This is a genomic window from Bacillus sp. 3103sda1, assembly GCF_024159135.1.
In the GTDB taxonomy this organism is placed as follows: domain Bacteria; phylum Bacillota; class Bacilli; order Bacillales; family Bacillaceae_G; genus Bacillus_A; species Bacillus_A rhizoplanae.
In genome coordinates this window covers 3,149,134-3,163,926 of sequence record NZ_JAMYWS010000001.1, presented here as the reverse complement: position 1 = coordinate 3,163,926, position 14,793 = coordinate 3,149,134, and the positions used below count along the sequence as shown (strand labels likewise).

Annotated in this window: 12 protein-coding genes; all 12 read left to right on the top strand. The window is 38.4% G+C overall.

Annotation, left to right across the window (positions count from 1 at the left end; translation table 11 throughout):
* Nucleotides 1-17 precede the first annotated feature (17 nt).
* The 12 genes from dxr to truB all read left to right on the top strand — a co-directional run bounded on the left by dxr (nucleotide 18) and on the right by truB (nucleotide 14,782).
* Nucleotides 18-1,160 (top strand): 1-deoxy-D-xylulose-5-phosphate reductoisomerase, encoded by a 1,143-nt coding sequence (gene dxr, locus NKR74_RS15725; protein WP_230573489.1) that lies wholly within the window; start codon nucleotides 18-20, stop codon nucleotides 1,158-1,160.
* 18 nt (nucleotides 1,161-1,178) lie between these two features.
* Complete coding sequence (gene rseP / locus NKR74_RS15720; RefSeq protein ID WP_098309694.1) at nucleotides 1,179-2,435, top strand: RIP metalloprotease RseP; 1,257 nt, start codon at nucleotides 1,179-1,181, stop codon at nucleotides 2,433-2,435.
* A 15-nt stretch (nucleotides 2,436-2,450) separates the two neighbouring features.
* Complete coding sequence (locus tag NKR74_RS15715; protein WP_253630201.1) at nucleotides 2,451-4,148, top strand: proline--tRNA ligase; 1,698 nt, start codon at nucleotides 2,451-2,453, stop codon at nucleotides 4,146-4,148.
* An 82-nt stretch (nucleotides 4,149-4,230) separates the two neighbouring features.
* On the top strand, nucleotides 4,231-8,532 hold the full coding sequence (locus tag NKR74_RS15710) for a PolC-type DNA polymerase III (protein WP_253630200.1): 4,302 nt from the start codon (nucleotides 4,231-4,233) through the stop codon (nucleotides 8,530-8,532).
* A gap of 342 nt (nucleotides 8,533-8,874) precedes the next feature.
* Nucleotides 8,875-9,345 (top strand): ribosome maturation factor RimP, encoded by a 471-nt coding sequence (gene rimP, locus NKR74_RS15705; RefSeq protein ID WP_154711812.1) that lies wholly within the window; start codon nucleotides 8,875-8,877, stop codon nucleotides 9,343-9,345.
* Nucleotides 9,346-9,362: 17 nt separating this feature from the next.
* Nucleotides 9,363-10,463 carry a transcription termination factor NusA gene (gene nusA / locus NKR74_RS15700; protein WP_098309698.1) on the top strand — a complete coding sequence of 367 codons (1,101 nt, stop codon included), beginning with the start codon at nucleotides 9,363-9,365 and terminating at the stop codon, nucleotides 10,461-10,463.
* An 11-nt stretch (nucleotides 10,464-10,474) separates the two neighbouring features.
* Complete coding sequence (gene rnpM / locus NKR74_RS15695; RefSeq protein WP_020059150.1) at nucleotides 10,475-10,747, top strand: RNase P modulator RnpM; 273 nt, start codon at nucleotides 10,475-10,477, stop codon at nucleotides 10,745-10,747.
* A complete protein-coding gene (locus NKR74_RS15690; protein WP_020059149.1) occupies nucleotides 10,748-11,059 on the top strand; it encodes a YlxQ family RNA-binding protein in 312 nt (103 codons plus the stop codon). It abuts the gene before it with no gap.
* A gap of 4 nt (nucleotides 11,060-11,063) precedes the next feature.
* The gene (gene infB / locus NKR74_RS15685) at nucleotides 11,064-13,130 is read left to right on the top strand and encodes a translation initiation factor IF-2 (protein WP_253630199.1); all 2,067 of its coding nucleotides are present in this window, start codon (nucleotides 11,064-11,066) and stop codon (nucleotides 13,128-13,130) included.
* On the top strand, nucleotides 13,127-13,408 hold the full coding sequence (locus NKR74_RS15680; protein ID WP_098309700.1) for a DUF503 domain-containing protein: 282 nt from the start codon (nucleotides 13,127-13,129) through the stop codon (nucleotides 13,406-13,408). The genes infB and NKR74_RS15680 overlap by 4 nt, the downstream gene beginning before the upstream one ends.
* A 15-nt stretch (nucleotides 13,409-13,423) precedes the next feature.
* The gene (rbfA, locus tag NKR74_RS15675) at nucleotides 13,424-13,780 is read left to right on the top strand and encodes a 30S ribosome-binding factor RbfA (RefSeq protein ID WP_035428960.1); all 357 of its coding nucleotides are present in this window, start codon (nucleotides 13,424-13,426) and stop codon (nucleotides 13,778-13,780) included.
* Nucleotides 13,781-13,858: 78 nt separating this feature from the next.
* Nucleotides 13,859-14,782, top strand: a complete 924-nt coding sequence (gene truB / locus NKR74_RS15670) for a tRNA pseudouridine(55) synthase TruB (protein ID WP_253630198.1) — start codon at nucleotides 13,859-13,861, stop codon at nucleotides 14,780-14,782.
* The last annotated feature ends 11 nt before the right edge of the window (nucleotides 14,783-14,793 follow it).

Here is a 14,793-nt window from a genome sequence, read left to right as displayed (position 1 = left end):
AACGAGGAGTTGGAGTAATGAAAACCATTAGTTTATTAGGTGCAAGTGGATCAATTGGAACGCAAACATTAGATGTATTGCGCTCGCACCAAGACCAATTCCGTCTCGTTGCTTTTTCTGTTGGGAGAAACATTGAGTTTGCTCAGCAAATGATTCAAGAGTTTTCTCCTGAGATTGTGTCTGTACAACAAAAGGAAGATGCTTGGCGATTACAAACAGTTTGTGGAAATACGAAAATTGTATATGGAGATGAAGGGCTGCTTGAAGTTGCACTTCATCCAGATGCAGAAATACTTGTAAACGCTGTTGTTGGTAGTGTCGGATTACTACCGACATTACGAGCAATTGAGGCGAAAAAAACGATTGCAATTGCAAATAAAGAAACATTAGTAACAGCAGGGCATTTAGTTATGGAAGCTGCAAAAAAGCATAACGTACCTTTACTTCCTGTAGATAGTGAGCACTCTGCTATTTTTCAATGCTTAAACGGAGAAAATGAGAAGCGTATTTCTCGATTAATTTTGACAGCATCAGGTGGAAGTTTTCGAGATAAAACGAGGAATGAACTTCAGCATGTGACAGTAGAAGATGCACTTCGTCATCCAAACTGGTCTATGGGTTCGAAAATTACAATTGATTCTGCTACAATGATGAATAAGGGACTAGAGGTTATCGAAGCGCATTGGCTTTTTAATATCCCTTATGAGCAAATCGATGTTGTACTACATAAAGAAAGTATCATTCACTCAATGGTTGAGTTTGAAGATCGCAGTGTAATGGCGCAGCTTGGTACACCAGATATGCGTGTTCCAATTCAATATGCACTTACTTACCCTGATCGTTTTTCACTTCCAAACGCTAAACAGCTGAATTTATGGGAAATTGGAACATTACATTTTCAAACAATGGATATGGAACGTTTCCGTTGCCTTCGATTTGCATATGAAGCTGGGAAAACGGGAGGAAGTATGCCAACTGTGATGAATGCAGCTAATGAAGCCGCTGTAGAAGCTTTTCTGCAAAAGAAAATCAGTTTCTTAACAGTAGAAGACCTCATTGAAAAAGCAATGCACCATCACAATGTCATTGCGCGTCCAAGCTTAGAAGAAATTCAGGAAATCGATGCTGCCACAAGACGATTTGTGATGGAACAAATTTAGCAAAGGTGGTTATGGAACTTGAATACAGCGATTACCTTTATTTTAATTTTCGGTGCACTCGTGTTTTTCCATGAACTTGGACATTTGTACTTTGCCAAACGTGCTGGCATTTTGTGTCGTGAATTTGCCATTGGTTTTGGTCCAAAATTGTTCTCGTTTGAAAAAAATGAAACAGTTTATACAGTTCGTTTACTTCCACTTGGTGGTTATGTACGAATGGCTGGAGAGGATCCAGAAACAATTGAACTAAAACCGGGTACAAAAGTTGGACTTGTGTTAAACGAAAAAGAAGAGGTTACGAAAATTGTTTTGGATAATCGTGAAAAATATCCAAATGTTCGTGTTGTTGAAGTGGAACAAGCTGACTTGGAACATAAGCTAATCATATCTGGGTATGAAGAGTATGAAGAAGATTTACAAACATTTCGGGTTCACGAGAAAGCTCGTTACGTTTCAGCAGGAGAGGAGACACAGATTGCGCCGTTTAATAGGCAATTTGGCTCAAAAACGTTAGGACAACGAGCGCTTGCTATTGTTGCTGGTCCAGCAATGAACTTTGTTCTTGCTTTCGTTTTATTTATTATCATTGGTTTTGTACAAGGAATTCCTGTAGATAAACCAATGATTGGAAAAGTGGTATCTGGTAGCGTGGCGCAGAAAGCTGGATTACATGAAGATGACATCGTTACGTCCATTAATAATGAACCAACAAATAGTTGGAAAGATGTAGTGAATATCGTTCGTGAAAATCCTGGAAAAGAAATTACGATGAATGTAACACGTGATAGTCAAAAAGTAACGATACAAGTTACTCCTGCTGCTGAAAAAGAAGGGGACGTTACAGTTGGTAGAATTGGAGTGCAATCGCCTGTTGAGAAGTCTCTATTTGGTTCAATTAAAGCAGGATTTGATGAAACATATAAATGGACAAAACTCATTTTTGGTTCCCTTATGCAGCTAATTACAGGACATTTCTCTATTAATGATTTATCTGGCCCAGTGGGGATTTATAATTTAACAGGTCAAGTTGTAGAGTATGGTACTATTCGTGTTCTTAGTTTAACAGCTGTTTTAAGTATAAATCTTGGTTTGTTCAACTTATTACCTATTCCTGCACTAGACGGGGGACGCCTTTTCTTCTTCTTAATTGAAGCGCTCCGCGGAAAACCGATTGACCGTCAAAAAGAAGGAATGGTTCACTTTATTGGTTTTGCTTTATTAATGTTACTGATGTTAGTCGTAACATGGAATGATATACGGAAGTTTTTCTTATAAAAGAGGTGCTATGAAATGAAACAAAGTATGATATTTAGTCCTACATTGCGTGAAGTACCAGCTGATGCGGAAATTAAAAGCCATCAGCTTCTATTACGCGCAGGATTTATGCGTCAAAATGCTTCGGGTATATATAGCTTTTTACCGCTTGGTCTGAAAGTTTTGCATAAAGTAGAGCATATTGTTCGCGAAGAAATGGAGAAAGCTGGTGCTGTAGAATTATTAATGCCAGCTCTTCAAGCAGCTGAATTATGGCAAGAATCTGGACGCTGGTATTCATATGGTTCAGAATTAATGCGTATGAACGATCGAAATAATCGTGAGTTTGCTCTTGGAGCAACGCATGAAGAAGTTATTACGGATCTTGTGCGTGACGAGATTAAGTCATATAAAAAATTACCTTTAACACTTTATCAAATTCAAACAAAATTCCGTGATGAACAGCGACCTCGTTTTGGTTTGCTACGCGGAAGAGAGTTTTTAATGAAGGATGCATATTCCTTCCACGCGACGCAAGAGAGTTTAGATGAAGTATATAACCGTCTTTTCCAAGCGTACTCTAGCATTTTCACACGTTGTGGTTTAAATTTCCGTGCTGTTATCGCTGACTCTGGAGCAATGGGTGGAAAGGATACACATGAATTTATGGTGTTATCAGATGTAGGAGAAGATACAATTGCATATTCTGATACATCTGATTATGCTGCAAATATTGAGATGGCACCTGTTATTGCTTCTTGTGAAAAGAGCGATGAAGTAGAAAAAGAGCTTGAAAAAGTAGCAACGCCAGATCAAAAATCAATTGAAGAAGTATCTGCGTTCTTAAATATTGAGGCATCAAATTGTATTAAGTCTATGGTCTTTAAAGTAGATGAGAAATTTATTGTTGCTCTTGTTCGCGGAGACCATGAAGTAAACGATGTTAAGGTGAAAAACCTATTCGGTGCTTCTGTTGTCGAACTTGCATCTCATGAAGAAGTAAAAGAATTATTAAACTGTGAAGTTGGCTCTTTAGGTCCAATTGGTGTAACAGGAGTAGAAGTAATTGCTGATCATGCTGTACAAACTATCGTAAATGGATGTTGCGGAGCAAATGAAGAAGGTTTCCATTACATGAATGTAAACCCAGAACGTGACTTTAAAGTAAGCCAATACACAGATTTACGTTTCATCCAAGAAGGAGACCTTTCCCCAGACGGCAAGGGAACAATTCGCTTTGCTCGCGGTATTGAAGTGGGACATGTATTTAAACTTGGTACACGCTATAGTGAATCTATGAATGCGACATTCTTAGATGAAAACGGTAAAACACAACCAATTATTATGGGTTGCTACGGAATTGGTGTATCTCGTACAGTTGCTGCGATCGCTGAGCAATTTAATGATGAGAATGGCTTAGTTTGGCCAAAGGCAGTTGCACCATTCCATGTACATGTGATTCCAGTAAATATGAAATCAGATGTACAGCGTGAAGTCGGTGAAAATATCTACAATTCATTAAAAGAGCAGGGATATGAAGTATTATTAGATGATCGTGCGGAACGTGCAGGCGTAAAATTTGCTGATGCAGACTTATTTGGTCTTCCAGTTCGAGTAACAGTTGGTAAAAAAGCTGATGAAGGCATTGTCGAAGTAAAAGTACGTGCAACAAATGAATCTGCAGAAGTGAAAGTAGAAGAACTTCACACATACATTGCAAATATTTTAAAATAAGAAGAGGTACCTCCAGGTGAGGTACCTTCTCTTTCTTTGTGGAACGTTTCAATTTATAATAGCAGAGGGAAGGAGGTTGCTTATGTCATTAACAAACGAACAACAAGAGCGATTTCAAATTTTGCTCCAACAGTTACACATGCCTGAAGACCTTATCAATCAATATTTACAAGGTGGTGGCATTCAAAGGTTAGTTGTTGATAGAGCAAATAAGAGTTGGCATTTTGATTTACAAGTACCACGTATTTTACCAACGGAATTATATGAATTGCTTGAAACACAGCTTAAGCAGTCATTTTCTCATATTGCAAAAACGTCATTTTCACTAGAAACAGAGAATAAGCAATTTACGGAAGAAGAGGTCAAGGCGTATTGGCCGCTCTGTACAGATCGAATTACTTTCTCGCCTATGTTTGCGTATTTAAAAAAGCAACTTCCACATGTAAACGGAGTGAAGTTGTTACTTGATGTGAATAATGATTTAGAATCTACTGCTCTAAAGAAAAATCTTGCGAAGTCAGTCGGAGACCAATATGAAGTTTTTGGATTTCCTCGTTTTCAGCTAGAAACAAATATAAAACAAAATGAAGAGGAAGTTCAAAAGTTTCGTGAACAAACACAGCAAGAGGATCGACAGCGTGTTATACAAGCCATGGAAGAAATGGCCAAGAAACAAGCGGAAGAAAGTGATGTTGTACATGAGGGGCCGATTGTACTCGGTTATCTCATTAAGCCTGATGAAGAAATTACACCACTTCGTGAAATTCAAGATGAGGAAAGAAGAAAAACAGTACAAGGTTATGTATTTGATGTTGAAACGAAAGAACTGCGAAGCGGGCGTACGTTATTGACATTAAAGATAACTGATTATACCGATTCCATTATGATTAAAATGTTCTCACGCGATAAAGAAGATATTCCGCTTTTGCAATCATTGAAAAAAGGAATGTGGGTAAAAGCGCGTGGATCCGTTCAAAACGATACGTTTGTTCGAGACTTGGTCATGATTGCAAACGATATTAACGAAATAACAGGGCCGTCTCGGAAAGATAAAGCACCTGAGGGAGAAAAAAGGGTAGAGCTTCATATGCATACACCGATGAGCCAAATGGATGCTGTAACATCTGTATCTACACTTGTGAGTCAGGCGGCAAAATGGGGACATGAAGCAGTAGCTGTGACTGATCATGCTGTTGCACAAGCTTTTCCTGAGGCGTATTCTGCTGGGAAAAAAGCGGGAATTAAAGTGATTTTTGGTGTAGAAGCGAACCTTGTTAATGATGGTGTACCAATTGCGTATAATGAAGAACATCGACTACTTGCTGATGAGACATATGTTGTATTCGACGTTGAGACGACAGGGTTATCAGCCGTATATGATACGGTTATTGAGCTTGCTGCTGTGAAAATAAAAGGCGGAGAAATTATCGATCGTTTTGAATCCTTTGCAAATCCACATCAACCTTTATCAGCAACAATCATCGAATTAACAGGCATTACAGACGATATGTTAACGGATGCACCAGAAGTAGAAGAAGTGTTTAAAAAGTTTGAACAGTGGATTGGTAATCATACACTTGTCGCTCATAATGCAAGCTTTGATATGGGGTTCTTAAATGTTGGATTTAAGAAAAGTGGTCTAGAAAAAACGAAAAACCCAGTTATCGATACGTTAGAGTTGGCGCGTTTCTTATTTCCAGAGATGAAAAATCATCGTTTAAATACGTTATGTAAAAAGCTTGATATTGAATTAACACAACATCACCGTGCCATTTATGATACAGAAGCAACTGGTTATTTGCTTGTGAAAATGCTAAAAAGTGTAATCGAAAAGGGATTTGAATATCACGATCAGCTAAATGACAGTATGGGACAAGGTGATGCGTATAAACGTGGACGTCCAAGTCATGTGACGCTGCTTGCAACATCGGATGAAGGGCTGAAGAACTTATATAAACTTGTTTCTTACGCGCATCTTCAATACTTCTACCGTGTACCGCGTATTCCGCGCTCTTTATTAAAGAAATATCGCGAAGGTATATTAGTTGGTACAGCTTGTGATAAAGGCGAAGTATTTGAAGCAATGATGCAAAAGGCACCAGAAGAAGTAGAGGAAGTTGCACAGTTTTATGACTACATCGAGGTTATGCCTCCAGAAGTGTTACGACATTTGGTGGAGCTTGAGCTCGTTCGTGATGAAGGTCAATTAAAAACAATTATTTCCAACTTAGTAAAGTTAGGTGAGACATTAGACAAGCCTGTTGTTGCAACAGGAAATGTACACTATCTAAATCCTGAAGATGCAATGTATCGTAAAATTTTAGTAAGTTCGCAAGGCGGAGCAAACCCATTAAATCGTCATTCATTGCCACCTGTATATTTCAGAACAACAGATGAAATGTTGGATTGCTTCTCCTTCTTAGGGGAAGAGAAAGCAAAAGAAATTGTTGTAACAAATACGAAAAAAGTCGCATCGATGATTGGTGAAGTGAAGCCTGTAAAAGATGACCTTTACACTCCAAAAATTGAGGGTGCAGACGATGAAACGCGGGATATGAGTTACGAAATGGCGCGGAGTATTTACGGGGATGAACTTCCAGAAATTGTAGAAGCCCGTTTAGAAAAAGAATTGAAAAGTATTATTGGACATGGATTTGCTGTTATTTATTTGATTTCACATAAGTTAGTAAAGAAATCTCTTGTTGATGGCTATCTTGTTGGTTCACGTGGTTCGGTTGGTTCGTCATTTGTTGCGACAATGATGGAGATTACAGAGGTAAATCCTTTGCCGCCGCATTATGTTTGTCCAAATTGTAAACATTCACAGTTTTTTAATGATGGTTCGGTCGGTTCTGGATTTGATTTACCTGATAAAAATTGTCCAAACTGCGGAACTGCATATAAAAAAGATGGACATGATATTCCGTTCGAAACGTTCCTAGGCTTTAAAGGAGATAAGGTTCCGGATATTGATTTAAACTTCTCGGGAGAATATCAACCTCGCGCTCATAACTATACGAAGGTGCTGTTTGGTGAAGATAATGTATATCGTGCCGGAACAATTGGTACAGTTGCTGAAAAAACGGCGTATGGTTATGTGAAAGGCTATGCATCAGATCATAATTTAACGATACGAGGAGCAGAAGTGGATCGTCTTGTAGCGGGTTGTACAGGTGTTAAGCGAACGACGGGACAGCATCCAGGTGGTATTATCGTAGTCCCAGATTACATGGATGTCTTCGATTTTACACCTATTCAATTTCCAGCAGATTCTTTAGATGCCGAATGGAGAACAACACATTTTGATTTCCATTCTATTCATGATAATTTATTAAAACTTGATATACTTGGACACGACGATCCGACAGTTATTCGTATGTTGCAGGATTTGAGTGGAGTTGATCCAAAGACAATTCCGACTGATGATCCAGAAGTAATGAAAATTTTCTCAGGTACAGAATCGCTTGGCGTAACAGAAGAGCAAATTAACTGTAAAACAGGTACGCTTGGTATACCGGAATTTGGTACAAAATTCGTTCGTCAAATGTTAGAAGAAACGAAGCCAACCACATTCTCCGAGCTTGTCCAAATTTCGGGGTTATCTCACGGCACAGATGTATGGCTCGGAAACGCAAATGAGTTAATCTATGATGGTACATGTACACTGAGTGAAGTAATCGGTTGTCGTGATGATATTATGGTATATTTAATTTACCAAGGTTTAGAACCATCTTTAGCGTTTAAAATTATGGAATCTGTACGTAAGGGGAAAGGTGTGCCTCCAGAGTGGGAAGAGGAAATGCGTAATAATAATGTGCCAGGATGGTATATTGATTCATGTAAAAAGATTAAGTACATGTTCCCAAAAGCCCATGCGGCAGCGTATGTATTAATGGCTGTGCGTATTGCATATTTCAAAGTTCATTTTGCACTCTTGTTCTATGCAGCATATTTCACAGTTCGTGCAGACGATTTTGATTTAGATGCGATGGTAAAAGGTTCAGCGTCCATCCGCGCTAAAATTGATGAAATTACGCAAAAAGGATTAGATGCATCGCCGAAAGAGAAAAGTTTACTAACAGTATTAGAGATGACACTTGAAATGTGTGAACGTGGTTATTCATTCCAAAAAGTTGATTTATATCGCTCGAGTGCAACTGATTTTATTATTGATGGAAATACATTGATTCCACCATTTAATGCAATACCTGGTCTTGGTACAAATGCTGCACTGAATATTGTAGCAGCACGTGAAAATGGCGAGTTCTTATCGAAAGAGGATTTACAGCAGCGCAGTAAGATTTCAAAAACAATTATTGAGTATTTAGACAGTCAAGGTTGTTTAGGAGAACTACCGGATCAAAACCAGCTATCTCTATTCTAATAGGCAGGAAAAGTCTTTGCAAAACCATGGTTGCTATGATATACTAGTAAGCGAGATAACCATGTCATGTATATTTTTTTTAAAAAAAGAGTGGGGAAACCCACTCTTTCGTGTTACTATCTATGTTTCTGCGCCGAGATGATAGATGAGGCGCTGCTGTCGTATATACATATTTTGTTACAAGTTTTACTTCTTAAATTTGGTAATACTAAGACAGATATTCCCTGCTTATTGGCAGGGGCTTTTGTTAGCTAACGAGAAAGAATATATAAGCTGCGTTGGTTAACTATACGCAGAGTGAAATCTTTCAGACGGCACATGGCGGCAGAAAGGAGGCTGTTTATGGATAAGAAAGTTACAGAAATTGTTGAAGCACTTGCGCAGCCAATTGTCGAAGAGCTTGGTCTTGAGCTTGTAGATGTAGAGTATGTGAAAGAAGGAAAAGATTGGTTTTTACGCGTATCCATTGACTCTGATACAGGAGTAGATATTGAGGAATGCGGCGCGGTAAGTGAGCAATTAAGTGAAGCTTTAGATAAAGAGGATCCAATTCCTCATCTTTACTTTTTAGATGTATCCTCTCCAGGAGCGGAGCGTCCATTAAAGAAAGAAAAAGATTTCCAGCAAGCAGTAGGAAAACAAGTTGCGATTAAAACATATGAGCCAATCGATGGTGAGAAAATGTTTGAAGGAAAACTACTCGCGTACGATGGAACAACAATCACATTACTATTAACAATTAAAACACGTAAAAAAGAAATCCAAATTCCAATGGATAAAGTTGCCAATGCGCGACTTGCAGTTACGTTTTAGTAAGAAGGGGGATCCTCATGAGCACTGAGTTGTTAGATGCTTTGCTCGTATTAGAACAAGAAAAAGGTATAAGCAAAGATATTATTATTGATGCTATTGAAGCAGCTTTAATCTCTGCTTATAAACGAAATTTTAACCAAGCGCAAAATGTTCGCGTTAGCTTCAACCCTGAAGTTGGAACTATTCAAGTATTAGCGCGTAAAGATGTAGTGGAAAATGTATTTGATCCACGTCTTGAAATTTCTGTTGAAAAAGCAAGACAAATTAATCCGAACTATCAAGAAGGCGACGTATTAGAAATTGAAGTTACGCCAAAAGATTTCGGACGTATTGCAGCGCAAACAGCAAAACAAGTTGTGACGCAACGTGTACGCGAGGCAGAGCGTGGCGTTATTTATTCTGAGTTTAGCGATCGTGAAGAAGACATTATGGTTGGTATTGTACAACGTCAAGATGCTCGCTTTATTTATGTAAGTTTAGGAAAAGTAGAAGCGCTTTTACCTGTAAGTGAGCAAATGCCAAACGAACAATATAAACCGCATGATCGCATTCGTGTTTTCATTACAAAAGTAGAGAAAACAACAAAAGGGCCACAAATTTATGTATCTCGTACACATCCAGGTCTTTTAAAGCGTCTGTTTGAAATTGAAGTGCCAGAGATTTATGATGGAACTGTAGAAATTCGTTCTGTAGCACGTGAAGCTGGAGATCGTTCTAAAATCTCTGTGTACTCTGAAAACATAGATGTAGATCCAGTAGGTTCTTGTGTAGGGCCGAAAGGACAACGTGTACAACGCATTGTAGATGAGCTAAAAGGTGAAAAAATTGATATTGTTCGCTGGTCAAATGATCCAGTTGAATATGTAGCAAATGCACTGAGTCCATCACAAGTTGTAAAAGTGCTTGTAAACGAAGAAGAAAAAGCAACCACTGTAATTGTTCCAGATCATCAGCTTTCTTTAGCGATTGGTAAGCGTGGTCAAAATGCACGACTTGCCGCGAAGTTAACTGCCTGGAAAATTGATATTAAAAGTGAGTCTGATGCGAAACAACTAGGACTTTTAACAGAAGAAGATATGATGATCGCATTCGATTCTGCTGAAGACGAAATCGAATAGAGGTGATGAACGTGAGCAATCGAAAAGTTCCGTTACGAAAATGTGTTGTAACACAAGAGATGAAATCAAAACGCGAGCTCATTCGCATTGTTCGTTCCAAAGAGGGAGTCGTGTCTATTGATTTAACAGGCAAACAATCAGGACGCGGTGCATACTTGTCAAAAGATAAAGAATGCATTTCTCAGGCGAAAAAAAAGAATGTCTTGGAACATCACCTAAAAGCGAAAATTGATGACTCTCTTTATGAAGAGCTAATCGAGCTTGTTGAGAAGGAGTCGAAGTAAGTGTCCAATTGGAAATCGTTTTTAGGGCTAGCTAATCGGGCCCGAAAGATTATATCGGGTGAAGAGCTTGTTTTAAAAGAAGTTCGAGGCGGTAAAGCAAAGCTCGTATTGCTTTCTGAAGATGCGTCAGCAAATACAACAAAGCGTATTACGGACAAAACAACGTTCTACAACGTACCAATGAGAAAAGTCGAAAATCGACAAGAGTTAGGGCATGCGATTGGGAGAGAAGAACGAGTCGTTGTAGCGGTGTTAGATGACGGCTTTGCTAAGAAGCTGCTTAGCATGCTCGATACAACTTACCGGGGGTGAAGGTATGAGTAAAATTCGAGTATATGAATATGCAAAAAAACACAATATCTCAAGTAAAGATATTATTACAAAACTAAAAGAAATGAATATTGAGGTATCGAATCATATGGCGATGTTAGATGATGAAGTAGTAAACAAGTTAGATAATCAATATAATGATGGAGCAGAAAAACCTTCTGTTGCAGATGAGTTTGAAGTAGAGGAAAAAGTTGTTCGTAGCAAAAAGAATAGCAATAAGAATAAGAAAAAAGGTAAAGGGAATCAAGACAAACGTCAAGAAAACTTTGCTGGAAGACAACAAACGCAAACGGTAGAAACGCCAGATAAAATCACTTTCTCTGGTACGCTTGCTGTAGGCGAATTGGCAAAAAAATTAAGCAAAGAGCCGTCTGAAATTATTAAAAAGCTCTTTATGCTTGGAATCATGGCAACAATTAACCAAGATTTAGACAAAGATACAATTGAGCTAATTGCTGGTGATTACGGTATTGAAGTAGAAGAAGAAGTAATTGTTAGTGAAACAGAATTTGAAACATTTATGGACGAGCAAGATGATGAAGAAAACTTAAAAGAACGTCCGGCTGTTGTTACAATTATGGGACACGTTGACCATGGTAAAACAACATTACTTGACTCTATTCGTAATTCAAAAGTAACTGCTGGTGAAGCGGGCGGAATTACACAGCATATTGGTGCATACCAAGTTGAAGTAAACGACAAAAAAATTACGTTCCTAGATACACCAGGTCACGCAGCATTTACAACAATGCGTGCACGCGGTGCGCAAGTTACGGATATTACAATTCTAGTTGTAGCAGCTGATGACGGTGTTATGCCACAAACAGTTGAAGCGATTAACCACGCAAAAGCAGCTGGAGTACCAATTATCGTTGCTGTGAATAAAATGGATAAACCATCAGCAAATCCAGATCGCGTAATGCAAGAGTTAACTGAATATGAGTTAGTTCCAGAAGCTTGGGGCGGCGATACAATTTTCGTACCGATTGCTGCGATTAAAGGCGAAGGAATTGACAACTTATTAGAAATGATTCTTCTTGTAAGTGAAGTAGAAGAATATAAGGCAAATCCAAATCGCTATGCAACTGGTACAGTAATCGAAGCACAGCTTGATAAAGGTAAAGGAACAATCGCGACATTACTTGTTCAAAACGGTACACTTCGAGTAGGAGACCCAATCGTTGTTGGTACATCATTCGGCCGTGTTCGTGCGATGGTAAATGATATTGGTCGTCGTGTAAAAGTTGCTGGTCCGTCTACTCCTGTTGAAATTACAGGCTTAAACGAAGTACCACAAGCTGGCGATCGCTTTATGGCATTTGCTGACGAGAAGAAAGCACGTCAAATCGGTGAATCACGTGCACAACAAGCATTGCTTGCACAGCGCGGTGAAAAATCTAAACTAAGCCTTGAAGATTTATTCCAACAAATTCAAGAAGGCGATGTAAAAGAAATTAACCTAATTGTGAAGGCAGACGTACAAGGTTCTGTAGAAGCAATGGCAGCATCACTTCGTAAAATTGATGTTGAAGGCGTAAAAGTGAAAATCATCCATACTGGCGTAGGTGCAATTACAGAATCTGATATTATTTTAGCTTCTGCATCAAATGCAATCGTAATCGGATTTAACGTACGTCCTGATGTAAACGCGAAACGTACAGCTGAATTAGAAAATGTTGATATTCGTTTACACCGTATTATTTACAAAGTAATCGAAGAAATTGAAGCAGCAATGCAAGGTATGCTAGATCCTGAATTCGTAGAAAAAGTAATCGGTCAAGCAGAAGTTCGTCAAACATTCAAAGTAACGAAAGTTGGAACAATTGCAGGATGTTACGTAACTGATGGTAAAATCACACGTGATAGCGGCGTACGTATCATTCGTGATGGCGTAGTTATTTTCGAAGGACAGCTTGATACGTTAAAACGTTTCAAAGATGACGTAAAAGAAGTTGCACAAAACTATGAGTGTGGTATTACAATTGAAAGATATAATGATCTTAAAGAAGGGGACATCATTGAGGCGTACATTATGGAAGAAGTGAAGCGATGATTATCGCTTCGCTCTCATTCGAATGTATGATTTATGATGTGCATTCTTTAAAAGAGAAACGAGCAATTTTACAGCGTATTTTAACTCGTGTGAAACAGCGTTACAATGTATCTGTTTCAGAAGTTGGACACCAGGATGTATGGCAACGTACAGAAATTGCAATCGTTTCCGTATCCTCAAATCGTGTTGTCTGCGAAAAAGAAATGAATCGTGTACTTGAATATATTGACTCATTTCCTGAGATTGAACGTACGATAACACAATTGGAATGGTATTGAATGAGGTGATTAGTTATGAAGCTACGTGCAAATCGCGTGGGCGAGCAAATGAAGAAAGAATTAGGCGAAATTATCAGTCGCAAAATTAAAGATCCACGTATCGGTTTTGTGACGGTAACAGATGTGCAAGTAAGTGGGGATTTACAGATTGCCAAAGTATATATTTCTGTTTTAGGAGACGAAGAGCAGAAGGAAAATACGTTAAAAGGCTTAGCAAAGGCGAAAGGCTTTATTCGTTCCGAAATTGGACAACGTATTCGTCTTCGTAAAACACCTGAAATCTCCTTTGAATTTGATGAATCGATTGGATATGGTCATCGAATTGATACGCTTTTACACGAAATTAATAAAGACGGTAAACGTGAAGAATAATGGATAGACACTTGTCTATCCATTTTTTTCAATCTGAAGTAAATTTGACATACAAAAGTATAACAATGAGGTGAACATATGGAAGGTGTAGTGTTATTACATAAACCAAAAGGAATGACATCGCATGATTGCGTATTTAAGTTAAGAAAAATATTAAGAGAGAAACGCATAGGACATACAGGAACTTTAGACCCGGATGTAACAGGTGTATTACCGATTTGTGTAGGACGTGCTACAAAAATTGCACAGTTTTTAACGAGTGAAACAAAAACATATGAAGGTGAAGTCACGCTAGGCTTTTCGACAACTACAGAAGATGCTTCAGGTGAAATTGTTGAGAAACAGGCTGTAAATCGTATTATTACACGTAAAGAAGTAGAATCTGTATTAGCAGAGTTAACGGGAACACTTGAACAAGTACCACCGATGTACTCAGCTGTAAAAGTGAATGGAAAGAAATTATATGAATATGCAAGAGCGGGAATAGAAGTAGAGCGTCCAGTTCGTACAATTACAATTCATGACTTTACTTTACTTGATGACCGTGAGATGTTTGAGGGTGCAACAGTTTCCTTCCGTTTTCGAGTGACTTGTAGCAAAGGAACATACGTGAGAACATTAGCTGTGATGATTGGGGAAAAGCTTGGATTTCCAGCGCATATGTCAGATCTTGTACGAACAGCATCAGGAGAGTTTCACTTAGAAGATTGCATATCATTTGAAGAAATTGAGCAAAACGTGCACAATGGAACAGTGGAATCTATCTTTATTTCCATTGATGAAGCATTACATAAGTTTCCAAAAATAGTTGTTAATGAAGAACAAGCAGAAAAAGTAAAGAATGGTATGTTCTTACCAAATAAAGAGCAATTGATCGCGCCATTTATTACAGTCTTTGATGAAAATAAACGCTGTTTAGCGATTTATGAGCATCATCCAAAACGTCCAGGGATGTTGAAACCAATGAAAGTACTTGTGAATAATCAAGAATTACAGCTATAATGAATAATTAG

What these genes read in the sequence shown, in the direction of transcription:
- dxr (WP_230573489.1), top strand. Translation starts at nt 18, where the DNA reads ATGAAAACCATTAGTTTATTAGGTGCAAGTGGATCAATTGGAACGCAA.
- truB (WP_253630198.1), top strand. Translation starts at nt 13,859, where the DNA reads ATGGAAGGTGTAGTGTTATTACATAAACCAAAAGGAATGACATCGCAT.
- NKR74_RS15715 (WP_253630201.1), top strand. Translation starts at nt 2,451, where the DNA reads ATGAAACAAAGTATGATATTTAGTCCTACATTGCGTGAAGTACCAGCT.
- rimP (WP_154711812.1), top strand. Translation starts at nt 8,875, where the DNA reads ATGGATAAGAAAGTTACAGAAATTGTTGAAGCACTTGCGCAGCCAATT.
- NKR74_RS15680 (WP_098309700.1), top strand. Translation starts at nt 13,127, where the DNA reads ATGATTATCGCTTCGCTCTCATTCGAATGTATGATTTATGATGTGCAT.
- nusA (WP_098309698.1), top strand. Translation starts at nt 9,363, where the DNA reads ATGAGCACTGAGTTGTTAGATGCTTTGCTCGTATTAGAACAAGAAAAA.
- rbfA (WP_035428960.1), top strand. Translation starts at nt 13,424, where the DNA reads ATGAAGCTACGTGCAAATCGCGTGGGCGAGCAAATGAAGAAAGAATTA.
- infB (WP_253630199.1), top strand. Translation starts at nt 11,064, where the DNA reads ATGAGTAAAATTCGAGTATATGAATATGCAAAAAAACACAATATCTCA.
- NKR74_RS15710 (WP_253630200.1), top strand. Translation starts at nt 4,231, where the DNA reads ATGTCATTAACAAACGAACAACAAGAGCGATTTCAAATTTTGCTCCAA.